The 22164-nt window shown below is 76.9% G+C and carries 18 protein-coding genes; 10 read left to right on the top strand and 8 right to left on the bottom strand.

Annotated elements, in window-relative coordinates:
• Positions 1 to 104 precede the first annotated feature (104 nt).
• Together ACGF15_RS20615 and ACGF15_RS20610 are read right to left on the bottom strand one after the other, a co-directional pair.
• Entirely contained in the window at positions 105 to 899 is a 795-nt protein-coding gene (locus tag ACGF15_RS20615) for an SDR family NAD(P)-dependent oxidoreductase (protein ID WP_392800806.1), read from the bottom strand.
• Positions 900 to 1086: 187 nt separating this feature from the next.
• Positions 1087 to 2742, bottom strand: a complete 1656-nt coding sequence (locus tag ACGF15_RS20610; protein ID WP_345613585.1) for a DNA repair helicase XPB — start codon at positions 2740 to 2742, stop codon at positions 1087 to 1089.
• Positions 2743 to 2946: 204 nt separating this feature from the next.
• Between ACGF15_RS20610 and ACGF15_RS20605 the strand changes: the two genes are divergently transcribed.
• From ACGF15_RS20605 to ACGF15_RS20585, 5 genes are all read left to right on the top strand, one after another.
• A complete protein-coding gene (locus ACGF15_RS20605) occupies positions 2947 to 3456 on the top strand; it encodes an RNA polymerase sigma factor (protein ID WP_392800802.1) in 510 nt (169 codons plus the stop codon).
• Positions 3453 to 4178 (top strand): hypothetical protein, encoded by a 726-nt coding sequence (locus tag ACGF15_RS20600; protein WP_392800799.1) that lies wholly within the window; start codon positions 3453 to 3455, stop codon positions 4176 to 4178. The genes ACGF15_RS20605 and ACGF15_RS20600 overlap by 4 nt, the downstream gene beginning before the upstream one ends.
• Positions 4179 to 4377: 199 nt before the next feature.
• Entirely contained in the window at positions 4378 to 4722 is a 345-nt protein-coding gene (locus ACGF15_RS20595) for a hypothetical protein (protein ID WP_345613579.1), read from the top strand.
• Positions 4723 to 4856: 134 nt separating this feature from the next.
• Entirely contained in the window at positions 4857 to 5639 is a 783-nt protein-coding gene (locus tag ACGF15_RS20590; RefSeq protein WP_392800795.1) for an ABC transporter ATP-binding protein, read from the top strand.
• Positions 5636 to 7774 (top strand): FtsX-like permease family protein, encoded by a 2139-nt coding sequence (locus tag ACGF15_RS20585; RefSeq protein ID WP_392800792.1) that lies wholly within the window; start codon positions 5636 to 5638, stop codon positions 7772 to 7774. The genes ACGF15_RS20590 and ACGF15_RS20585 overlap by 4 nt, the downstream gene beginning before the upstream one ends.
• A 122-nt stretch (positions 7775 to 7896) precedes the next feature.
• On the opposite strand, the gene ACGF15_RS20580 is transcribed toward ACGF15_RS20585, so the two are convergent.
• Positions 7897 to 10452 carry a helicase-associated domain-containing protein gene (locus ACGF15_RS20580; RefSeq protein WP_392800789.1) on the bottom strand — a complete coding sequence of 852 codons (2556 nt, stop codon included), beginning with the start codon at positions 10450 to 10452 and terminating at the stop codon, positions 7897 to 7899.
• A gap of 136 nt (positions 10453 to 10588) precedes the next feature.
• Here ACGF15_RS20580 and ACGF15_RS20575 point away from each other — a divergent pair, with 136 nt between their 5' ends.
• Together ACGF15_RS20575 and ACGF15_RS20570 are read left to right on the top strand one after the other, a co-directional pair.
• Entirely contained in the window at positions 10589 to 11698 is a 1110-nt protein-coding gene (locus ACGF15_RS20575) for a hypothetical protein (protein ID WP_392800786.1), read from the top strand.
• Positions 11699 to 11790: 92 nt separating this feature from the next.
• Positions 11791 to 12426, top strand: a complete 636-nt coding sequence (locus ACGF15_RS20570) for an HAD family hydrolase (protein ID WP_345613571.1) — start codon at positions 11791 to 11793, stop codon at positions 12424 to 12426.
• Between the two features lie 61 nt (positions 12427 to 12487).
• On the opposite strand, the gene ACGF15_RS20565 is transcribed toward ACGF15_RS20570, so the two are convergent.
• Entirely contained in the window at positions 12488 to 12739 is a 252-nt protein-coding gene (locus ACGF15_RS20565; RefSeq protein WP_392800783.1) for a hypothetical protein, read from the bottom strand.
• A 176-nt stretch (positions 12740 to 12915) separates the two neighbouring features.
• Between ACGF15_RS20565 and ACGF15_RS20560 the strand changes: the two genes are divergently transcribed.
• Positions 12916 to 13299: a cold-shock protein gene (locus tag ACGF15_RS20560; RefSeq protein WP_308315005.1), complete on the top strand. Its 384-nt coding sequence runs from the start codon at positions 12916 to 12918 to the stop codon at positions 13297 to 13299.
• A 161-nt stretch (positions 13300 to 13460) separates the two neighbouring features.
• On the opposite strand, the gene ACGF15_RS20555 is transcribed toward ACGF15_RS20560, so the two are convergent.
• The 4 genes from ACGF15_RS20555 to ACGF15_RS20540 all read right to left on the bottom strand — a co-directional run bounded on the left by ACGF15_RS20555 (position 13461) and on the right by ACGF15_RS20540 (position 17127).
• Positions 13461 to 14300 (bottom strand): 1,4-dihydroxy-6-naphthoate synthase, encoded by an 840-nt coding sequence (locus tag ACGF15_RS20555; protein WP_345613564.1) that lies wholly within the window; start codon positions 14298 to 14300, stop codon positions 13461 to 13463.
• Positions 14297 to 14989: a futalosine hydrolase gene (locus tag ACGF15_RS20550; protein WP_392800779.1), complete on the bottom strand. Its 693-nt coding sequence runs from the start codon at positions 14987 to 14989 to the stop codon at positions 14297 to 14299. The genes ACGF15_RS20555 and ACGF15_RS20550 overlap by 4 nt, the downstream gene beginning before the upstream one ends.
• Positions 14990 to 15004: 15 nt before the next feature.
• Complete coding sequence (locus tag ACGF15_RS20545; RefSeq protein WP_345613560.1) at positions 15005 to 15481, bottom strand: DUF2771 domain-containing protein; 477 nt, start codon at positions 15479 to 15481, stop codon at positions 15005 to 15007.
• Positions 15482 to 15774: 293 nt separating this feature from the next.
• Entirely contained in the window at positions 15775 to 17127 is a 1353-nt protein-coding gene (locus ACGF15_RS20540) for an MFS transporter (RefSeq protein WP_345613558.1), read from the bottom strand.
• Positions 17128 to 17508: 381 nt separating this feature from the next.
• Between ACGF15_RS20540 and ACGF15_RS20535 the strand changes: the two genes are divergently transcribed.
• Positions 17509 to 18453, top strand: a complete 945-nt coding sequence (locus tag ACGF15_RS20535) for a DUF3027 domain-containing protein (RefSeq protein WP_345613556.1) — start codon at positions 17509 to 17511, stop codon at positions 18451 to 18453.
• Positions 18454 to 18871: 418 nt separating this feature from the next.
• Positions 18872 to 22048 carry a sacsin N-terminal ATP-binding-like domain-containing protein gene (locus ACGF15_RS20530; protein ID WP_392800774.1) on the top strand — a complete coding sequence of 1059 codons (3177 nt, stop codon included), beginning with the start codon at positions 18872 to 18874 and terminating at the stop codon, positions 22046 to 22048.
• The last annotated feature ends 116 nt before the right edge of the window (positions 22049 to 22164 follow it).

The following is a 22164-nucleotide window of genomic DNA, read 5'->3' as shown; positions in this document are numbered from 1 at the left end:
GTCGGCCCCGGCCGTGTGGTGCGCGGTTTTCCTCAAGTTGTGTTGGGTGGGGGGGGGGGGGGGGGGGGCGGGCGGGGGGGGGCCCCCCCCCCCCGCCACCGCTGTCAGGAGGCGGGGACGGCGGTCACCAGCCCCCCGTCGACGGCGATGTCCTGGGCGGTGACGTAGGACGACCGCGGGGAGAGGAGGAAGGCCACGGTCTCGGCGACGTCCTCCGCCCGGCCGAGCCGCCCGAGCGGCACCTGGGAGCGGATGGCCTCGTGAGAGGCGGGGTCGGGGTTGGCCGCGTGGAACATCTCGGTGACGATGTAGCCCGGGCTGACGGAGTTGACCCGGATGCCGCGCCCGGCGAGGTCGCTGCCCAGCGTGCGGGCCAGATTGTGGACGGCGGCCTTGGTCGCCGCGTACACCGGTGCGACGGCCGGGCCGCGGTGCAGTGTCCACGACGCGTTGATCACGATGGAGCCGCCACCCGCCGCGTCGAGCAGCGGCAGGGTCTTCTGGACCGTGAAGAACACCCCTTTGAAGTTGACGTCGACGCTGCGGTCGAAGTCCTGCTCCGCGACCTCGCCGCTTCGCTGGAACACTCCGGTCCCGGCGTTGGCGAACACCCCGTCGAGGCGGCCGTGGCGTTCGCGGACGAGGTCGGCCAGCCGGTCGAGATCGGCGAGGTCGGCGGAGTCGGCCCGGACCGCGGACAGGCGGGCGCCGTGGTCCGACACCCCGTCCAGTTCCCGGGCCGCTCGGCCGAGGCGGGCGTCGTCGCGGCCGGTGATGACGACATGGGCGCCGCTCTCCAGGAGCAGGCGGGCGGTGGCCAGCCCCATTCCGCTGGTTCCGCCGGTGATCAGGACGGCACGGTCGTGGAACCCGGCCGGGTCGTTGCTGCTGTGGGTCATGAGCACAGCTTCACCTCCGGCCGCAGGGGCGACCAGGTCCCGGTCAGCCCGGGTCCGCCAGGGCCACCCTCCCCCGCCGACGACGCAGGCAGCGCTCCCGGGGCGGGCCCCCGGACACCCGCGACACGGCACGGGCCGGCCCGGCCCGCGTGCCGTGTCGCGGGACCGTCCTCAGGCCTGCCCGTCCTCAGGCCGGCCCGTCCCGCTCCGCCAGCAGCTCGTCGGCGTCCACGATCCGGTAGGCGTACCCCTGCTCGGCCAGGAAGCGCTGGCGGTGCGCCGCGAAGTCCTGGTCGATGGTGTCCCGGGCCACCACCGAGTAGAAGTGGGCCTTGTGCCCGTCCGCCTTCGGACGCAGCACCCGGCCGAGCCGCTGGGCCTCCTCCTGGCGCGAACCGAAGGTGCCCGAGACCTGGATCGCGATGGTCGCCTCCGGCAGGTCGATCGAGAAGTTCGCCACCTTGGAGACCACCAGCACGCTGAGCTCGCCGTTGCGGAAGGCGTCGAAGAGCTTCTCCCGCTGGGCGTTCGGGGTCTCGCCCTTGATCACCGGGGCGCCGAGGTGCTCGCCCAGCTCGTCCAGCTGGTCGATGTACTGGCCGATGACCAGGATCTGCTGCCCCCGGTGCTTGGCGACCAGTTGCTCGGTCACCCGCCGCTTCGTCGCCGTCGTGGCGCAGAACCGGTACTTCTCCTCGGTCTCGGCGGTGGCGTAGGCCAGCCGCTCGGACTCCGTCAGGTTGACCCGGACCTCGACGCAGTCCGCCGGGGCGATGTAGCCCTGGGCCTCGATCTCCTTCCAGGGCGCGTCGAAGCGCTTCGGGCCGATCAGCGAGAACACGTCGGACTCGCGCCCGTCCTCGCGCACCAGCGTGGCGGTCAGTCCGAGCCGGCGCCGGGCCTGGAGGTCGGCGGTGAACTTGAACACCGGCGCGGGCAGCAGGTGCACCTCGTCGTAGACGACCAGGCCCCAGTCGCGGGAGTCGAACAGCTCCAGGTGCGGGTAGACGCCCTTCCGCCGGGTGGTCAGCACCTGGTAGGTGGCGATCGTGACCGGCCGGATCTCCTTCTTCGTCCCGCTGTACTCGCCGATCTCGTCCTCGGTGAGCGAGGTGCGCCGCACCAGCTCGTGCTTCCACTGACGGGCCGAGACGGTGTTGGTCACCAGGATCAGCGTGGTCGCCTTGGCCTGCGCCATCGCCCCGGCGCCCACCAGCGTCTTGCCCGCGCCGCAGGGCAGCACCACGACGCCCGAGCCGCCGTGCCAGAAGCCCTCGACCGCCTGCTTCTGGTACGGGCGCAGCGCCCAGCCGTCCTCGGCCAGCTCGATCCGGTGCGCCTCGCCGTCCACGTACCCGGCCAGGTCCTCGGCCGGCCAGCCCAGCTTCAGCAGGGTCTGCTTGATCTGCCCCCGCTCGGAGGGGTGCACCGCGACGGTGTCCGGGTCGATCCGCTCCCCGACCAGCGGCTGGATCTTCCTGGAGCGCAGGATCTCCTCCAGCACCGGGCGGTCGGTGGTGGTCAGCACCAGACCGTGCACGGGGTGCTTGCTCAGTGTGAGGCGCCCGTAGCGCGCCATCGTCTCGGCGACGTCCACGAGCAGCGCGTGCGGCACGGGGTAGCGCGAGTACTCCACCAGCGCGTCCACCACCTGCTCGGCGTCGTGCCCGGCGGCGCGGGCGTTCCACAGCCCGAGCGGGGTGACCCGGTAGGTGTGGATGTGCTCCGGCGCGCGCTCCAGCTCCGCGAAGGGCGCGATCGCCCGGCGGCAGGCGTCCGCCAGCTCGTGGTCGACTTCCAGGAGAAGCGTCTTGTCACTTTGGACGATAAGAGGACCGTTCACTCCTGCGCCTTTCCGGTTCAGGCCGATGCCTCGGGGAGGCCAAACCTCCAGTGTGCCGCATGGCGGCGGGGTGGCGGGGCGGCCGGGCTCCGGCCCGCCGCACCGTGACGCGGGGTCCGGGGCCTTCCCGGGGCCCGGACCGAAGCGGCGGAAGAATCCACGGGTGCCGGTAAGGATGGGGCCCGCTCAGGACATACACGGGGTGTGGAGAACCAGCAGACCGCGAGTGAGCGGAGCCGCAGCGCGCGATTCACCCGCTTGTACACCCGGGAGTACCCGCGTGTGCACGCCTTCGCACGGCGCAGGACGGGTGACCCCGGGGTGGCCGAGGACATCGCTGCGGAGGTCTTCCGGATCGCCTGGGAGCGCGAACTCGGTGGGGTGGAGACGACCCCCGGGTGGTTGTTCGTCACCGCCAGGAACCTCCTCGGCAACCACTACCGGTCGAGTGCCCGGCTGGCGGAGCTGCACGGGCGGATCGGTGAGGAACTGGGCCGCTCACCCGCGTCGGCAGAGACCTCGGCAGTGCTGGAGACGCTCGACCGGCTGCCCGAGCGGCACCGCGAGATTCTGCTGCTCAGCTACTGGGACGGTCTCGCGGCAGCGGAGATCGGCGGTCTCCTCGACTGCCGCACATCGGCCGTGTGGGTGCGCCTGCACCGGGCGCGCAAGGCATTCCGTGAGATCCACACCTCGTCCCGGGAGTCGGTATGAAGCGTATGCAGTCCAAGAGGTCCCCGGTGTCCGCGCAGCGCGCCGCCGAGCTGATCCGCCAGGCCGACCCACTGGGTTCCGCCGCGGCGGAGCCGGGGCTGTCGCCGCGTGCCCTGAGGGAGTTGAGTGCCCTGGTGGACGGGTCACCCCCGGTCCGGGCGGCCGTCCCACCCGCGCCCCCGGCCGCGGTGGGCAGCGTTCCTCCGGCGGCAGCGCGCCCGCGGCGGCTCGGACCGCTGGTCGCCTCCCTCGCGGTCGCGGCCGCGGTGGCGGTCGCGGCGGTGTTCGTCCTGGCCGGTCGGGGAGCGACGGGGGGCGGCCTCGTCGCCGACGAACCGCACTACGCCTCGGCCGCGGAACTGGAGGACGCCGCCGACCTCATCGTGCGGGCGAAGCTCGGCGGAGGCACGGAGCGGACGGTCGACGACGTGACCTCGACCGAGGCCCCGGCCGACGTGCTCGCGACGGCGAAGGGCTCCGCACCCGGCAAATCCCTCACCGTCCGGTACACACCGCCCGGCGGCGGAGGGCCGGAGACGGCCGATCTGGTGTCCGGCAAGGAGTACGTGCTGCTGCTGGAGCGTCAGGACGACGGCCGCTTCACCCTGGTGAACACCGTCCAGGGCGCCTACGGAGTCGCCGGTTCCGGGGCCGTGCCCGCCGAGGGCAACGAGGTGGAGCTGAGCCCGGCGGTGCTGAAGGCCCTGGGGCTGGAGGGCTGAACCCCTTCCGTCCGGGCTTCCGGGCCGCGCCGGCCCGGGCGCCGCCGTGGGACTTTCGGACGCCTACCCCTCAGCACCCGGTGGGAACCGGCCGAAGTGCCCCGCTCCGCAGGTCCGGACCTTGTGAACGGTGGGGCGCGTGTTGTGGGCTGCCGGGGGCGCCCCGGTCCACGGGGCGCGACAGGAGGGGGGAACGCCCATGCGGATACGTCGACTGGCCGCCGCGGGTGTCGCGGTGGCCGGGCTCGTGGTCTTCGCACCGGCCACGGCGAGCGCGCTGTGGAGCTACAACGGGGACGACTACAGCTATGACCACAACAGTCGCAACAACATCACGACCTGCGACAAGGAGTCCGACCAGACGGGCGTCAAGGCCGTCTACGAGTACGGGCTCGGGGCCAGGGACGAGGTGAAGGACGGCGACGGCAACAACGGCGTCTGCGCCGGGGAGGGGACACCGGGTCCGCTGCTGATCAACGGGCACCAGACCTGCGAGACCCCGCACTTCTGGCCCGACTCGTGCGGCAACTGGAAGAGGTACTGAGGTACTGAGGTACTGAGGTTCCGGGGTGCGGACCGCCGCGGGCGGCCCGCACCCCCTCGCCCCGCACCGGGCCGCGCCCGGTGCGGGCGGCACACCCCGTGGGCGGGACCCCACGGCGAACGGCGGGAGCGGGCATGGCGGACGGACGGCGGGGCGGCGCGGTGCCGAGGGGCGGGGAGCGGGAACCTGCCCGGCCCCAGGACGGGCCCGTGGCCCGGGCCGCCGGGCTGGTCGTCGACGTCCCCGGGCGGAGGATCGCGGACGGGCTCGACCTGGAGGTCGCCGCCGGGGAGGCGGTCGCCGTCACCGGCCCCTCGGGATCGGGGAAGACGACGCTGCTCAACGCCCTGGCCGGCCTGGTGCGCCCCGCGGCGGGCTCCGTGGCGGTCTGCGGGCACTCCCTCCACGACGCGTCCGGGGACGCCGCCGCGGCGCTGCGCCTGGCCCATGTGGGGATGGTCTTCCAGTTCGGGGAGCTGCTGCCCGAGCTGAGCGTGGCGGAGAACGTGGCGCTCCCCGCGATGTTCGCCGGCCACGCCGACGCCGCGGCCCGCGCCGCCGGACTGCTCGACCTCGTCGGGCTCGGGGGCCAGGGGCACCGGGCCCCCGAGGAGCTGTCCGGGGGAGAGGCGCAGCGCGCGGCCGTCGCCCGGGCGCTGGTGTGCCGGCCGCGGCTCGTCCTGGCCGACGAGCCGACCGGCGCGCTGGACGAGGACAACGCCCGCCGGGTCACCCGGGTGCTGCTGGACGCCTGCCGCGAGGGCGGGGCCGCGCTGGTGGTGGCCACCCATGACGCGGAGGTGGCCAGGGCGGCGGACCGCACGCTGCGGCTGCGCTCCGGCCGTCTGCACGCCGTCCCCGCCGGTGCTGGCCCCGCCGGTGCCGGTCCCGGTGCCGGTCCCGCGGAGCGGCCGTGAACGCGCACCGGACCACGCTGCGCCTCGCCGCCCGGCTGGCCTGGGGGCCGCACCCGCGGCAGCGGCTGCGGGCCCTGCTCCTGGGCGCGGCGGCCGCGGCCTGCGCCGTCACGGTCCTGTTCGCCGCCGGGGTGCTGCACGCGCTGTCCGGGGAGGCGGACCGCCTCCGGCAGCGTTCGGTGGTGCCCGCGCGGGGCGGGGCGGAGCCGGTGGTGCGGGTCGACCTGCGCGCCGACACCTGGGGGCTGGAGCAGTACCCCGTGGTGTGGCTGGACCCCGTGGACGAAGGGGACCCGGCGGCGATGCCGCCGGGGATGTCCGCCTGGCCCGAGAAGGGCGGTTGGGCCGTCTCCCCGGGGCTGGCGACCCTCGCCCGGGCCCACCCCGCGCTCGCCGCGCGCTTCCCGGGCGCCGAGGTGCTCGGCGACGCGGGCGTGCTCCACCCCGGTGAGCTGCTGGCCTACCGGCACATGCCCGAGGGCGGGGCCATGGGCGCCGCCGCCTTCGACGCCGCGGGCTTCGGCGGGCCGGGCCCGTCGGTCGGGGAGCGGACGGAGGTGGACCGGCCCGCCCTGGCCCTGGCGCTGACCGGGTTCGTCGGTCTGCCCGTGGTCCTGCTCGCGGCGGCCGGGACGGCCGTCTCGGCGCCGCTGCGGGCACGGCGGCTGGCCCTGCTGCGGGCGCTCGGGACCCCGGCGCGCCGTCTGCGGGCGCTGGTCGCGGTGGAGGCCGCCCTGGTCTTCCTGCCGGGGCTCGCGCTCGGGGTGCTGCTGTGGACTCCGGTCGCCCCCGTGCTCGGGGAGGTCCCGGTGGTCGGGCGGCCCGTGGCGGACGGGGCGCTGGCGCCGCCGCCCTGGGCGACCGCGGCCGTGGCGGCGTGCCTGGCCTGCCTGTTCGCCGCGCTGGCCGTGCTGACGGAGCGCCGTGGCCGGGGGAGCCGGCACCGGGTGGCGCCCCGCCCCCGGGCCGGGCGCCCCCGCCTGCCGGTGCTGCGCACGGCGCCGGCCGCCGCCGGGCTGGTGCTGCTGGCGCTGGCGCAGCTGAGGGACGGCCAGGCGGCCTCGACGACGACCCTCGCCGGCGTGGTCCTGCTCGCGGTGGGCGTCCCTCCGGCGCTCCCGGTGGTGGCCCGGGCCGTCGGCGGGCGGATGGCGGACCGGGCGTCCGGGCCGCGGGGCGTGCTCGCGGGCCGGCGGCTCCAGTACGACCCGCGGTCGGCGGTCCGCCCCCTGTACGGCGTCGCCGCGCTGCTGGTCCTCGCCCCGGTGGTCGCCGCCTGGATGGGCGCCGTCCGCCATCTCGACGCCCCGCCGCCGAGGGACCCGACCGCGGAGGCGGTGGTGCTGCGCGGGGCGCTCGACCGGGTGGACACCGGGGTGCTGCTGCGCGGGCTGCCCGGGGCCGTCGCGGTCCCGCTCGCACCGCGGGACCCCGGCCCGTCCGGCCCGTCCGGCCCGCCGGTGCTGCGCGTGGGCCTCGGCTGCGCCGACGCCGGGCGGCTGCTCGGCACGGCGGTGTGCGGGCCCGCCGGGAGCCTGACGCCCGAGGGCTCACGGCGGCTGGCGGTGCTGCTCGGCACCCCGGCGCAGCTGCGCCTCGTGCCGCCGGGCACCCTGCGCCCCACGCCCGGGGGCGAGCTGGCGGTGATCGCCCCGCGCGACCCGCGCTTCGAGAACGCGATCCGCGCGGCGGCCCTCGCCCACCCCGCCGCGCTGAACGTGGTGTCCGCGGCGGACCTCGTGCTCCAGGAGTCGGAGCTCGTCTCCTGGATCCTCGGGGGAGTCGCGGTGCTCGGCTCGCTGACCTTCCTGGTGCTGGCGCTCGGCACGATCGACCGCACGGCCGCCGGGCGCGACGGCGACCGCCTGCTGGGCGCGCTGGGCCTCAGCCGCGGCCGGGTCCGCGCGATCGGCACCGAGGAGTTCCTGCTCGGCTACGCCGCCGTGGTCGGCACCGGTCTGGCGTGCGGGGCGGTCGCCTCGGCCGCCTGGAGCGCCATGGACCCGGCGATCGGCTACCCCGCCGGGGTGCTGGCGGGCGCGGCCGTCCTGGCCGCGCTGCTGGCCGGGGCGGGGGTGCTCGGCATCCGGCTCGCCTCGGGACGCCGCCCGGGGGAAGGCCGAGCCCCGGGGTGACGCGCCCCCGACCGGGGTGGCGCTCGACCGGGGAGGGACGGGGAGCGGGCCCGGGGCAGGGCGGGCCGGGGTGGGACGGAGCGGCCCCCGACCGGGGCGGGCCCGGGGTCTGCGCGGCCGGATCAGTCCTCGGCGAGTTCGGCGACGCCCGTGATGCGGTGCAGGGGGTAGGTGCGCACCTCGTCCGCCGTGTGGTCGTAGCCCGTGACGAAGCCGCCCTCGACGCGGACCGGTGCGATGACCCGCTGGCTGGCGGCACCGTCCGCGTTCACATAGCCGATCCAGAGCGTGGAGCCCGTCATGGCCGCGGCCTGGACCGTGGCCAGGGTGTCCGCCGGACTGGTGCGCGGCAGCGCGCCGCCGTCGGCGACGGGCCGGGCGGCGGCGGCCGGTGCCGGTTTGCGCTCCACGGTGGCGGCCCGGTCGCCCGCCCGGATCGCCTTCACCGCCGCGCCGAGCAGCGTCCGGTCGGGTACCGGCGGGCCGTCCGGCACGGGGGAGGGAGGCGTGCGGGGCGGGGTGCGCCGGGCGTGTGCGCGGGTGATCAGCACGTCGCCCTCCGCGGACTCCGCCGCCGGGGCGAAGCCCATCGCCCGCAGCCCCTCCAGCAGGGTGCCCGGGTCGGACTGGGCGGCGAGCACCGTGGGCGCGAGGCGGCGCAGGCCCAGGCCCTGGGCCCGCCGGTCGGCCAGGATCTCGCCGAGCAGGGCGTCGTCGTCGCAGCGTACGTACGCCGAGGCCGCGCCGATCCGCAGATGGCCGTGGCGGCGGGCCACGTCGTCGATGAGGTAGCTGAGCGGCTGCGGTACCGGGGTGCGGGCATGGTCGGCGAGGAAGGCGTGCAGCTCGGAGGCGGTACGCCCGGCGTCCAGGGCCCGGCGCACCGAGCCGGGCGTGAAGCGGTAGACGGTCGCCCCGCCCTTGGACTCGACGTCCGCGAGGACGGACAGCGCCTCGGCGAGGGGGCGGCGGAGGGGGCCGGGGGCCACGGCCGTCAGGTCGGCCTGGAGCAGCACATGGTCGAGCGGTTCGGGCAGCAGCGCGGCCAGGAGGCCCACGGCCCGGGCGCGCCGGTCCGCGGCCCCCGCGTCCGGCCCGGAACCGGCAGCCCCACCGTTGCCGACGGCGTCGCCGTCGCCGTCGCCGTCGCCGTCGCCGTCGCCGTCGCCTTCGGCGGGCGGCAGCAGCGCGCGGGCGTGGGCGGAGAGTGCCCCGCGCCCCGTCACGCCCAGCAGTTCGGCCTCGCCGAGCGCCCAGTCCGCGGCCCGGTCGCGCAGGGCGCGCCCCGCGCCCGCCCCCTCACCGCGCAGCGGCCGCTCCCAGCGCAGCCGGTCGCGCAGCGCCACCGGATCGGGGACCGCGCCCTCGGGCAGCCCGGCCAGCAGGCCGAGGACCCTGCGACGGACCTCCGCGACGGCAGGGCGGTCCAGCCCCGGGCCGAGCGCCGACAGCGCGCGGCCCTTGGAGTCCTGCCCGCCGGCCAGGCCGGGGGCGCGGGTGCCCGGCAGCCAGGCGAGCGCCAGGGCGGCCCAGCGCTCCGCCGGGGGCAGCTCCAGCCACTCGTCGTAGGCGGGGGTGGGCGCGTACCGCTCGTCGGCCTCGCCGTCGGAGGCCAGCAGGCCCGCCGCGTAGGCCAGTTCGAGCCAGAAGGCGGCGAGCGGCTCCGTGGTGTCGAGGGCGACCGCGGTGCGCTTGAGGTCGCGCACCGACAGGCCCCCGGCCCGCAGCACGGACGGGCCGCCCTCGTGCCAGTCCTTGAGCAGGTCCTCGACGGTGGTGAGCGCCGTGTACGCCTGCCCGGCCGCGGTGCTGTCCACAACCTGTGGACGGCGCTCGGCGCTTGCCGCCACCGGCGGCGGCACGGGCTCCGGCGACCGGTGCGCCCGCCCGCCGCGCAGGTGCAGCGCCGCCTCCCGCGGCAGGACGACGGTCCTCGGCGAGGCGGGCAGCAGCAGGCCCCGGTCGCGCAGCCACTGCACCGGAGGCGCGGGGGCGGCGGTCACCTCCCCGTACGGAGGACCCCAGACCAGCCGGTCGAGCACGGCCAGCGCCTCGGGCGGCGCCGAGTCCAGCAGCAGGCCCATCCGCTCGCGGTCGCGGAACAGGGCGGTCAGCGCCGCGACCGCGGACACCGGATCGTGGGTCGGGGGCAGCCCGGCCGCCGCGATCAGCTCCTGGAGCCGCCCCGGGGACATGCCCGCGGTCGCCTCGGCCACGGTGGGTCCCAGGCCGGTCGGCGAGGGGCGGTTCGGGGACGGTGCGAGCAGCTCGCGGGCGACGCGCACCAGCCGCAGCCGGTCGTCGTCCCCCCAGACCAGGGCCTGCCGCCGCAGTTCGCCGACCGCGTGCGGCAGGGCCGCGGCGATCTCCGGGCCGGGCTCGTCACCGGTGAGCAGGGCCCGCAGCTCGCCCAGGCCGGCCGGATCCGGCGCGACGGCCAGCGCCTCGGCGGTCTGCAGTGTGAACCGGTCCAGGTGCTCCAGGGCGCGCACCACGGAGGCGCGGGTCGCGGCGCGGGTGGCGAGCTGGGTGACGTCGTTCGGCACCGGGCTCAGCAGATCGGGCCGGGCGCGCAGCAGCGCGGCCAGCTCGTCGTCGCCGCGGGCGCGCAGCGCCTCGGCGAGCGTACGCGGTCCGGCGGCCGTGCCGCCGCCGCTTCCCTCGGGCATCGTCCCCATCCGCCCCACGGTAGCCGCTGGACCGCTACGGTCGGGGGCAGGGCGGGCCTGGCCGGAGCGCCTCGGCCGGGGAGCCTTCCGGTCCGGGGCGGCGGCGCGGTCCGCCGGGGACACGCAGTCGGCGCAGGGGACGTCCGTGGGGATCGAGAGCGACCAGCTGGTCTACGACTACCTGAGCCGGGTCGGAGACCTGGCCCAGCAGGCCCAGTTGCCGTCCGGGCAGCGGATGCGGCTGGTCACCGAGTTGCGGGGCGAGATCGAGAAGCAGCGCGGCCGGCTGGGCGGAAGCAGCCCGGCGGGGGTGCGCCGCATCCTCGGCCGGCTGGGCACCCCGCACGAGGTGGTGGCCGCGGCGGCCTCCGGCGGCCCCGGCGTGGCGGCGCCCCCGGAGGCGCCGCAGGGCGGCCCCGTGCCCGCCGTGCCCGAGGCGGCCCCCGAGGCCGCCGCGGCCGGGACGGAGCCCTCCGATGCCCCCGAGGGCTCCCCGGAGCGGAGCGGGCCCCGGGCGCGGCTGCGGCTGCCCCGCCCCCGGACGCGGGAGGTGCCGGGCCCGCCCGCCGCCTCCCCGCCGCACCTGGCGGGCACGGACGAACTCGGCACCACCGGCTCCGAACCGGACTGGTGGCGGGTGGGCGCCGCCCCGTCCGCCGCGGACCCCTTCGACGCGGGGCCGTTCGGCGCGGGAGCCCGGGTCCCGGGATTCGTCGGCGGGGTGGAGGTGCCGGAGATACTCCGGCCGCCGCGCGGTGAGCAGGACGAGGACCAGGACGAGGACGGCGCCGGTGGCGAGGGCGATGCACCAAACGCCCCCCGGGCCGGGCGCCGCCTGCTGCCGCGGCTGCTGCGCCGCGGCGCAGCGGCGGCCCCCGCGGCGGAGGCCCCGGCCGAGGAGGCTCCGGCGGGCGGGCGGGTCCTCGGCAGCCCGCTGCTGCTGCTGGCCGCGGTGCTGCTCGTGGCCGGTGCCGTCGCGGGCTCCCTGATCGCGCTCGGGGCGGGGTGGCTCATCGCCTACGGCTCACGACGGCTGACGCCGGGGCAGTCCAAGGCGGCGGTCCTGTACCTGCCGGGCGCGGCCGCCGTCGCGGGGCTGGTCTGGCTCTGGGGGCGCCTCGACGGCCGCTGGGGGGCGGCCGTCCCCGAGGGCGGCATGGGGGAGGCGCTGTCCGGCACATGGCCCTGGGTGCTCAAGGGGGCGGCCCTGGCCTCGGCGCTCTTCCTCCTCTGGCGGGCCCGCGCGGCGCGCTGACCCGGGCGCGCTGACCCGGGCGCTCCGGGCCGGCCCCGCGCCCCCCGGAACGCCCGTCCGGTGCCGCCGGGCGCACCGGCACAATGGGGGCCATGACCTCGCCCTCCTCCCCCCGGACGCCGTTCACGGTCGGGTTCGACCTCGACATGACGCTGATCGACTCCCGGCCCGGCATCCACGCCGCCTACCGGGCGCTCTCCGCCGAGACCGGGGTGTGGATCGACGCCGACCTCGCGGTCACCCGCCTCGGCCCGCCCCTGGAGCAGGAGCTGGCCGAGTGGTTCCCCGAGGAGCGGATCCGGGAGATGGGCGACCGCTACCGGGAGCTGTACCCCCGGCACGCGATCGGGCCGACGACGGCGATGCCGGGCGCCCGGGAGGCGGTCGAGGCGGTACGGGAGCTCGGCGGCCGGGCGATCGTGGTCACCGCCAAGCACCAGCCGAACGCCGTGCTGCACCTGACCCGCCTGGGCATCGCCCCGGACGCCACGATCGGCTGGCTGTGGGCCGAGGCCAAGGCCGAGGCGCTGCGGGAGCACGACGCGGCCGTGTACGTGGGCGACCACCTCGGCGACGTGCGCGGGGCGCGGGCGGCGGGGGCGCTGTCGGTGGCCGTGCCGACGGGGCCCTGCGACGCCGCCGCGCTGCGCGGAGCCGGGGCGGACGTGGTGCTCGACGACCTGACCGCGTTCCCCGCGTGGCTGAAGGAGCACCGCCGCGTGTCCTGAACGGGCCCCGCGCGGTGCGGCCCGCGGGCGCCGGAGCGGAGCGGGCCCGCTCCGGCGGTGGTCAGGAGCGAGCAGATCCGGCCTGACGCCGCTGCGCGGCGATCGAGCGCATCACCCCGGCCCCGGCGATCAGGAAACCGACGCCCATCAGCATGGACACGGCATATGCGAGGGTCGGGAAGGGATCGGTCCCCAGGAACAGGGGGGCCACTGTGACCAGAGTGGCCACCGCGCCGATGATGAAGACGACGGCGCCGAGGCGCACCAGCCCGTCACCCGGTGCCGCGGAGTCACCAACAGGAGTAGCAGTCATTCGGCCAGGGTAGTTCCCCTCCGCGGACGAACCGATCGGGGACGTCTTGTCAGCGGCCTGTGGACCATTAGCCTTGAGGCTGGCGGGTCGGACGGCCCGCTGTAGTGCTATCCAGAGCCGTTTTCCGGCGCCCGGCCGGCGCCCGGCGCCCCACGAGTACGAGGACGAGGACAGACGTGCCCACCGGCAAAGTCAAGTGGTTCAACAGCGAGAAGGGCTTCGGCTTTCTCTCCCGCGACGACGGCGGCGACGTCTTCGTGCACTCGTCCGTGCTCCCGTCCGGAGTCGACGCGCTGAAGCCGGGCCAGCGGGTGGAGTTCGGCGTGGTGGCGGGCCAGCGCGGCGACCAGGCCCTCTCCGTCACCCTGCTCGACCCCGCGCCCTCGGTGGCGGCCGCCCAGCGCCGCAAGCCCGACGAACTGGCGTCGATCGTGCAGGACCTGACGACACTGCTGGAGAACATCACGCCCATGCTGGAGCGGGGGCGCTACCCCGACAAGACGCAGGGGAAGAAGATCGCCGGACTGCTCCGGGCGGTCGCCGACCAGCTCGACGTCTGACCGCGACCGGCTCCGCCCGGCCGGGCGTCCGACCGGCCCCCGGGGCCGGCCGGAGCGCCACTGAGCGCCAGCCGGTTGCGGGCACCCCGGGCCCGCCGGCACCCCGCGGCCCCGCCGGGCACCTCAGACGAAGTCCGGGGCGTCAGACGAAGTCCGGGGCGTCAGGCGAAGTCCAGCGCGTCCGGGCCGAGGGCGGGCACCAGCCCCTCGGCCGCGGCCCGGGTCAGCAGGCCGCGGACGGCCGCGTAGCCCGCCTCGCCCAGGTCGTGGGTGAACTCGTTGACATAGAGCCCGATGTGCTGGTCGGCGACCGCCGGGTCCATCTCCTGCGCATGGGCGAGGACGTACGGGCGGGAGGCCGCCGGGTCGTCCCAGGCCATCCGCACCGAGGCGCGCGCCGAGTCGGCCAGCAGCCGCAGGGTCGGCGCGCCCAGCGAGCGCCGGGCGATGATCGCGCCGAGCGGGATCGGCAGCCCCGTCGTGGACTCCCAGTGCTCGCCCATGTCCGCCAGCGCGTGCAGGCCGAAGCGCCGGTAGGTGAAGCGCGCCTCGTGGATGACCAGCCCCGCGTCCACCGCACCGTCCCGCACCGCGGGCATGATCTCGTGGAACGGCATCACCACCACCTCGCCCACGCCCCCCGGCACGGCCTCCGCCGCCCAGAGCCGGAACAGCAGATACGCCGTCGAGCGCTCGCCCGGCACCGCGACCCGCCTGCCCGTCAGCTGCGTGCCCGGCTCCCGGGTCAGCACCAGCGGACCGCAGCCGCGCCCCAGCGCCCCGCCGCACGGCAGCAGCGCGTACTCGTCGAGCACCCAGGGCAGCACCGCGTAGGACACCTTCAGCACGTCCAGCTCCCCGCGCTCGGCCATCGCGTTGGTGACGTCGATGTCGGCGAAGGTGACGTCCAGCTCAGGCGCGCCCGGCACCCGCCCGTGCGCCCACGCGTCGAAGACGAAGGTGTCGTTCGGGCAGGGGGAGTAGGCGATCGACAGGGTCACGGCTGCTCCTTGGCGAGGACGGGGGTGAGCCGGCGGAAGGCGCCGCGGAGCGCGTCCAGGGCCTCGCCGATGCGCCAGGCGGACCGGTCGCGCGGGCCCACGGCATTGGAGACCGCCCGGATCTCGACCACGGGCAGCCCGTGCGCGGCGGCCGCCTCCGCGACGCCGAAGCCCTCCATGGCCTCCGCCGCGGCCCGCGGGTGGCGCCGGGCCAGCGCGGCGGCCCGCTCGGCGGTGCCGGTCACGGTGGAGACTGTCAGCACGGGGGCGTGGGCCGCGCCCAGCACCTCGGCGATCCGCGCGGACAGCGCAGCCGGGGGGTGGTGGACGCTGCGGCCGAAGCCCAGCTCGTCCACCGGGAGGAAGCCCTCCGGGGTGTCGGCGCCGAGGTCGGCCGCGACGATCGCGTCCGCGACGACGAGCGAGCCCACCGGGGCGTGCGGGACGAAACCGCCGCCGATGCCCGCCGAGACGACCAGGCCGTAGGCCCCCGGTCCGGCGGCGGTGAGGGCGGTGGCGGTCGCGGCGGCAGCGGCGGCGGGGCCCACCCCGGCGACGACCGCGTCGAGGACGGGGCCGCGGGTCAGCGCGTACCCGCCCGGCAGCACGGCGGACTCCCCCGCTGCGGACTCTCCCGCGGCGGCGGCCCCGGCCTCGGCCGTCACGGCGGTCACGACCAGTACGCGCACCTCAGGCCTTCCGGCTCAGTCCTTCTCGAACTGGAAGCGGTAGATCCCGATGACCTTGCTGCCGTCGGTCTCCATGACGTTCACGTCGACCGAGGAGGTCGGCTCACCGGTCGCGGAGGAGAAGAACGCGTTGCCGGGGATGGTCCGGTAGGTCTTCTTGTACGGCTCCTGCTCGACCGGCTGCGCGCCGAAGAGCAGTGTCCAGCCGTTGTCCGCGATCTCGGGGTCGACGCCGATGCGGACCTTGTCGTCGAGCCCGAAGGAGATCTTCGTGGGGGTGCCCTCGGTGAGGCACTTCTGCACCTCGGACTCCTTGATGGCCTCGCCGTCGTTGTAGCAGGTGGCCTCGGCGTGCACGGACTCCGTGCCGACCGTCACCGTCACGAGCGGCGTCGGCTTGTCGCAGGCGGAGAGGACGAGGAGGCCGGCGGACGCGGCGCCGAGGGCGGCAGCGGCCCGGCGGCGCTTGCCGGAGAAGAACGCAACGGTCATGGGCCGAAGGCTATCGGGCGCGGTCGGCCCTGCGTCGCGGGGGTACGGCGCGGCGCGCGGTCGTCCCCCGCGGGGGACGCATCCGGGTGAGGCCCGCGCCCCCGCCCGGCAGGTCCCCCGCGCCCGCCGTGGCCCCGCCCGCGGGGTACCTCGTCTGCCCTGACCCCGTCGGCCCGCGCCCCCCGTGAACCCGCCCGCCGTGACCCCGTCGGCCGTGACCCCGTCGGCCCGGCCCGGCCCGCAGCGTGCGTCCCGCCGGGCGTCCCGCCGGGCGTTCCCGCACCCGGCGGCCCTCAGGCGACCCGGGCCGACCGCGGCGGGCTGCCGTGGCGGGAGGCGCTCAGCAGCCCCCGGCCCGCCAGCAGCAGCCCCGTGCCGATGATGCAGGCGGCCACCGCCATGCCCACCGTCCCGTTCAGCGGGAGCGAGATACCGATCGCCCCGCCGACGACCCACGCCATCTGCAGCAGCGTCTCGGAGCGGGCGAACGCGGAGGTGCGGACCTGCTCGGGGACGTCCCGCTGGATCAGCGCGTCCAGCGAGAGCTTCGAGAGCGCCTGCGAGAACCCGGCCGTCGCGCCGAGCACCGCGACCATGCCCGCACCGAAGAACACCGAGGCCAGCACCGCCGCGGTGAGGACCAGCAGCAGCATGGTGACGATGATCACCTCCGGCCCGCGGGCCCTGAGCCACGCGCCCACGGCCGTCCCCAGGGCGTTGCCCGCGCCCGCCGCGACGCCGACGATCCCGAGGGACACCGCTGCCGACTGCCCCGGCAGCGGATGGTCGCGCAGCAGGAAGGCCAGGAAGAAGATCAGGAAACCGGACAGCCCGCGGTGCGCCGCGTTCGCCTGGAGGCCGTGCAGCACCGAGGGCCCCACCGTGCGCAGGCTCGGCTTCTTCTCCCCGTGGGTCAGCATGTGGGCCTTGCGCTCGCCCTTCGCCGAGTCGACCTTCGGCGGCATGGTGAAGGCCCAGAAGGTGCCGAGGACGAACAGGGCGCACGCCCCGTACAGCGGCCACTCCGGCCCGATCCGCTGGAGCCCCACCCCGACCGGCGCGGCGATCCCGGTCGCCAGCAGCCCCGACAGGGTCACCCGCGAGTTCGCCTTGACCAGGGAGAACTTCGGCGGCAGCAGGCGTGGCACGACCGCGCTGCGCACCACGCCGTACGCCTTCGACGACACCAGCACGCCCAGTGCCGCCGGGTACAGCTCCAGTCCCCCGGAGGCGACCGCGCCGGACATCAGCAGCGCCAGCAGCGCCCGGGCCAGCATCGCCCCCGCCATCGCCGCCCGGCGGCCGTGCGGGATGTGGTCCAGCAGGGGGCCGATCACCGGGGCGAGCAGGGTGAAGGGCGCCATGGTGATGGCCAGGTAGAGGGCGACGCGCCCGCGCGCCTCGTCCGTGGGAACCGAGAAGAAGACCGTCGAGGCGAGCGCCACGGTGATCATGACGTCGCCCGCGCCGTTCACGGCGTGCAGCTCGATCAGTTTGCCGAGGCCCGACTCCCCGGCGCCGTGGGCGTGGGTGATCCTGCGGATCCGGCGCCCCGCGCCGGTGAAGGGCCGGTGCAGGGCGCGGCCCACCGCCCGGCCCGCTCGTCCGAGCGGCCCGGCGGTGTCGGACGACCCTTCGGCTGCCACCTCGTCATAGTGCCCCAACCTCCGTCCTCGCGAACCGCGATCACCGCTCCCGCGTACGGCGTGTTGGCCGCGGCAGGCGTCCCGGCGGGCTCCCCGGCGCCCCGCGGAGCCGCCCGCCGCGGGCATCGATCCGTGCCTTCTCGGGACGCGCATGTGGGCGGGGAGCGGCGAAGGGGGTAGCGTGCGTAGCGCGCCACCGGCGGTTGTTCTCGGCCGCGCGCCTCTTCGGCATCCCGCAGAATGGATGACGTCAGGTGTGCCCGGAAACTGAGCGGTCCGGGCGTGGACGTCGATGCGGCCCGAAGGTCCGCTCCGCCCATGCCCCGTACCTCCCGCCCGGCACGCGCACCCGTGAGACGGCGTAGGAGAGAAGCGAGACCTGTGAGTGCTGCGACGACGCGAAGCCGTACCCCCGACCGCCTGTGCGCCGAGGCGGTAGACCTCGCCCGGGAGGCGGCCGAGGAGGCCGCGGCCCCGGGAGTGGTCGGCGAGCACGTGGGCCTCGTCTCCGAAGGGGACCGGGTCGTCACCCACTTCTTCGAGTGCAAGGAGCCCGGCTACCGGGGCTGGCGCTGGGCCGTCACGGTGGCCCGCGCCTCCCGCGCCCGCTTCGTGACGCTCGACGAGACCGTCCTGCTGCCCGGGCCGGACGCCCTCCTCGCTCCCGAGTGGGTCCCCTGGAGCGAACGCCTGCGCCCCGGTGACATGGGCCCCGGCGACCTGCTCCCCACGGACGCCGAGGACCTGCGCCTGGAGCCCGGCTACACCGCCGAGGACGAGCCGCCGCCGAACTCCGCCCTCGCCGCACCGGCGCCCTCGCACGACCTCGCCGAGCGCGTCGACGCCGAGGACGCCGAGCTCACCGACCGCGCGCCGCAGGCCCCGGCCGAGGAGAAGGACGGGCGCGGCCAGGTCGCGTCCCTCGCCGAGGAGCTCGGGATGCGCCGGGCCCGGGTGCTGTCCCGCTACGGTCTGCACACCGCGGCCGACCGCTGGGACGAGTCCTTCGGCCCGAAGACGCCCATGGCGCAGGCGGCCCCGGCCTCCTGCCAGACCTGCGGCTTCCTGGTCCCGGTCGCGGGGTCGCTGCGTCAGGCCTTCGGCATCTGCGCCAACGAGTTCTCCCCGGCGGACGGACGCGTGGTGTCCCTCTCCTACGGCTGCGGCGGCCACTCGGAGGCGGCGGTCATGCCGAAGCCGCCGGTCCCGGCGCAGCCGGTGCTCGACTCGATGACCGCGGACGCCTTCCCGCTGCGCCCGGACCGCGACAGCGGGTCGGTCTCCGCCGAGACCGACGCCGAGTCGGAGGACCTCGGCCACTCGTAGCGGCGGTCCACACGTGGCGGCGGCCCATGCCTGGCGGCGGCCTCGCGTCGTGGCGGCCCACACGTAGCGGCGACCCACACGTGGCGGCCACACATGGTGGGCGGCCACGTGTGGCGACGCCCCGGGGGCCCGGCCCGGGCCCCGGCCCGCGTCCCCCTGCGCGGCCGCCCCGGCGCGCCCGCGCACCCCGCCAGCGGCCCCGCCCCCCCGCCGGCCGCCCTGTGCCCCCGCCAGCGACCGCCCCGCCGCCGGCCGCACCGCCGTCGGCTCCGCCGTGCCCGGGCGCCCCCGCCCCGAGCCCGGGGCGACGGGGACCGGAAACGGGTGGGCGGCCGGGCGGCACGGCCGCCGGACGCGGTACCTTCGCCACAGGCACAGCCCCGGGGCAGAGCCCCACCCCACAGAGCGGAGTCGCAGCGTGAGCGTCCACACCACCGAGGGGGCCGACCCGTTCGCCACGGCGCGGCTGCGGCGCGGGGTGCTCGACGCCTGGGGCGCGGGCCCCGCACGCTTCCGGGAGGACGCCAACGCCGAGGAGGACCTCGCGCTCGGCGGCTACCGCGACCGTCTCGTCGTCGAACTCGCCCAGAACGCCGCCGACGCCGCCGCCCGCGCAGGAGTCCCCGGCCGACTGCGGCTGACCCTCCGCCCCGGCACCGGCGGCGAGCCCACCGTGCTGGCCGCCGCCAACACCGGCGCCCCGCTCGACGCCGCCGGAGTGGAGTCGCTGAGCACCCTGCGCGCCTCCGCCAAGCGCGAGGGCCAGGAAGCGTCCGTCGGCCGCTTCGGCGTCGGCTTCGCCGCCGTCCTCGCCGTCAGCGACGAGCCCGCCGTCCTCGGGCGCCACGGCGGCGTCCGCTGGTCCCTGCCCGAGGCCCGCGAGATGGTCTCCCGGGCGGCGCAGGCCAGCCCCGGGCTCGGCGACGAGCTGCGGCGCCGCGACGGCCATGTGCCGCTGCTGCGCCTGCCGCTGCCCGCCGAGGGCACCGCCCCCGAGGGCTACGACACCGTCGTGGTGCTGCCGCTGCGCGACGGCGCCGCCGTCGACCTGGTCGAGCGGCTGCTCGCCGGCATCGACGACGCCCTGCTGCTGACCCTCCCCGGACTCGCCGAGCTCCTCGTGGAGACACCGGAGGGCGTCCGCCGGGTCTCCCGCTCCACCGACGGCCCCTACGTCCGCCTCGACGACAGCGCCCGCGGCGAGCGCCGCTGGCGGGTGGTGAGCCGCGCCGGAGCGACCGACCCCGCCCTGCTGGCGGACCGCCCCACCGAGGAGCGGCTGCGCCCGCACTGGTCCGTCACCTGGGCCGTCCCGGCCGACGCCGAGGGCGCCCCCGCCCGCCCGGAGACCGCGCCCGTGGTCCACGCGCCGACCCCCACCGACGAGCCCCTGGGCGTGCCCGCGCTGCTGATCGCCTCCCTGCCGCTGGACCCGACCCGGCGGCACCCCGCCCCCGGCCCGCTGACCGACTTCCTGGTCGAGCGCGCGGCCGAGGCGTACGCCGAACTCCTGGGCGCCTGGCAGCCCGTGACCACCGGCACCATCGACCTGGTGCCCGGCCCGCTCGGCAAGGGCGCCCTGGACGGCGCCCTGCGCGCCGCGATCCTGGACCGGCTGCCGCGCACCGCGTTCCTGGAGCCCGCCCTGCCCCGCGAGGACGCCGCGGCGGAGCCCCGCGAGGACGCCGCCCTCACCGGCGACGCGTCCGGCCTCCCGGACCGTGAGGCACCCCCCGCGCTGCGGCCCATCGAGGCCGAGGTGCTGGAAGGGGCGGGCGGCGAGACCGTGCGGGTCCTCGCCGAGGTGCTGCCGAGCCTGCTGCCCGCGGGCCTGGAGCGCCGGGTGGAGCTGCGCACCCTGGGGGTGGCGCGGGTTCCCCTGACCGAGGCGATCGACCGGCTCGCCGGGCTGGAACGCGCCCCCGAGTGGTGGCGCAGGCTCTACGACAGCCTCGCGGGCGTGGACCCCGACCGGCTCACCGGTCTGCCGGTCCCGCTCGCCGACGGCCGCACCACCATCGGCCCCCGCCAGACCCTGCTGCCGCTTGCCGACACCCCGCCCCACCTGGCCCGCCTCGGTCTGAAGGTGGTCCACCCGGACGCGGCGCACCCGCTGCTGGAGAAGCTCGGCGCACTGCCCGCCACCCCCCGCGCGGTGTTGACGACCCCCCAGGTCCGGGCCGCCGTCGCGGCCTCCCTCGACGAGGGCGAGATCTGGGACGAGGACGCCGACACCCTCGACGCCGAGGAACTGGCGGAGACCGTGCTCGCCCTGGTGCGGGACGCCGAGCTGGAGCCGGGCGACGAGCCCTGGCTCGGGGCGCTGGCCCTGCCGGACGAGGACGGCGAACCCGCCCCGGCCGGTGAACTCGTGCTGCCCGGAGGCGCGTTCGCCTCGGTGATGCGTCAGGGCGAACTCGCCCTGTGCGACCGGGAACTGGCGGACCGCTGGGGCGAGGCCCCGCTGGCCGCCTGCGGGGTGCTGGCCGACTTCGCCCTCGTCCGCGCCACCGACGTGGTCCTCGACCCCGACGAACTGGAGCCCCGGGAGGGCGACTTCGCCGAACCCGACGACGTCGGCCTGCTGGACGCCGTCGACGTCTGGTGCGAGGACGTGCTCGACCGGCTCCCCGACAGCCCGGTCCCCCCGGTGGCCACCGAACTGGTCGCCGTGCGCGATCTCGACCTCGTGGACGACGACCGATGGCCGCAGGCGCTCGCCCTGCTGGCCCGGCCCCCGCTGCGGGACGCGCTCACCCAGCCGGTCCGCGTCCTGATGCCCGACGGCACCACCGAGACCGTCCGCCCCTACACGGCCTGGTGGCTGCGCGACCACCCGGTGCTCGACGGCCGCCGCCCGGCGGGGCTGCGGGCCTCGGGCGCGGATCCGCTGCTGGACGGGCTCTACGCCCCGGCGGACACCACCGGTTTCGAGGACGCCCAGGTGCTCCACGCCCTCGGCGTGCGGACCTCCGTGGCCGCCCTGCTCCAGGAGCCGGGCGGGGCGGCCGAGCTGCTGTCCCGGCTGGCCGACCCGGACCGCCCGGTCCGCCCCGCCCAGCTCCACGGCCTCTACACGGCGATGGCCGACCTCGACCCGGAGCAGGTCACCCTTCCGGACGAACTCCGCGCGGTCCTGGACGGTGAGGCCGCCGTCGTGGACGCCGTCGACGCGGTCGTCGCCGACAGCCCCGACCTGCTCCCGTTCGCCTCGGGCCTGCCCCTGCTGCCGGTGGCCCCCTCGCGCGCGGCCGACCTGGCGGAACTCTTCCAGGTCCGCCGGCTGAGCGAGACGGTCACCGCCGGGGTGGCGGGCGACGGCGAGGTGCACGAGGTCCCGGACCCGGTCCGCACCCTGCTCGGCCCGGACACCCCCGAGACCTATGTGGAGCACGAGGAGCTGCTGGTCGCGGGCGTGGAACTGGACTGGTACCGGGCCCCCGACGGCGTGCTCCACGCGGCCACCTTCGAGGGCGTGGCGGCGGGCCTGGCCTGGGCGACCGGCCAGTGGCCGCGCCGCTTCGAGGTCGCCGCCCTGCTGGAGGACCCCTCCCGCACGGCGGAGCTGGAGCGCGACCGCTGGTTCGACGCGTAGGGCCCGCGGCGGGGCGGCCGTCCGCACGCGGCCGCTCCACGCGGCGGCCACCCGCCGAGGCGAGGCCGCAGTTCCGCTGATCGGGGCAGTCCACTGTGAGCAAGGCCCGGGAGAAC

Origin of the sequence: Streptomyces sp. NPDC048001 (genome assembly GCF_043203115.1) — a bacterium.
Taxonomy (GTDB): Bacteria; Actinomycetota; Actinomycetes; order Streptomycetales; family Streptomycetaceae; genus Streptomyces; species Streptomyces sanyensis.
The sequence above is the reverse complement of the archived record's forward strand: the minus strand, read 5'-3'. Positions and strand labels throughout refer to the sequence as shown.

What these genes read in the sequence shown, in the direction of transcription:
- ACGF15_RS20580 (WP_392800789.1), bottom strand. Translation starts at nt 10,452, where the DNA reads ATGGGGACGATGCCCGAGGGAAGCGGCGGCGGCACGGCCGCCGGACCG.
- ACGF15_RS20590 (WP_392800795.1), top strand. Translation starts at nt 4,857, where the DNA reads ATGGCGGACGGACGGCGGGGCGGCGCGGTGCCGAGGGGCGGGGAGCGG.
- ACGF15_RS20615 (WP_392800806.1), bottom strand. Translation starts at nt 899, where the DNA reads ATGACCCACAGCAGCAACGACCCGGCCGGGTTCCACGACCGTGCCGTC.
- ACGF15_RS20565 (WP_392800783.1), bottom strand. Translation starts at nt 12,739, where the DNA reads ATGACTGCTACTCCTGTTGGTGACTCCGCGGCACCGGGTGACGGGCTG.
- ACGF15_RS20600 (WP_392800799.1), top strand. Translation starts at nt 3,453, where the DNA reads ATGAAGCGTATGCAGTCCAAGAGGTCCCCGGTGTCCGCGCAGCGCGCC.
- ACGF15_RS20545 (WP_345613560.1), bottom strand. Translation starts at nt 15,481, where the DNA reads ATGACCGTTGCGTTCTTCTCCGGCAAGCGCCGCCGGGCCGCTGCCGCC.
- ACGF15_RS20595 (WP_345613579.1), top strand. Translation starts at nt 4,378, where the DNA reads ATGCGGATACGTCGACTGGCCGCCGCGGGTGTCGCGGTGGCCGGGCTC.
- ACGF15_RS20570 (WP_345613571.1), top strand. Translation starts at nt 11,791, where the DNA reads ATGACCTCGCCCTCCTCCCCCCGGACGCCGTTCACGGTCGGGTTCGAC.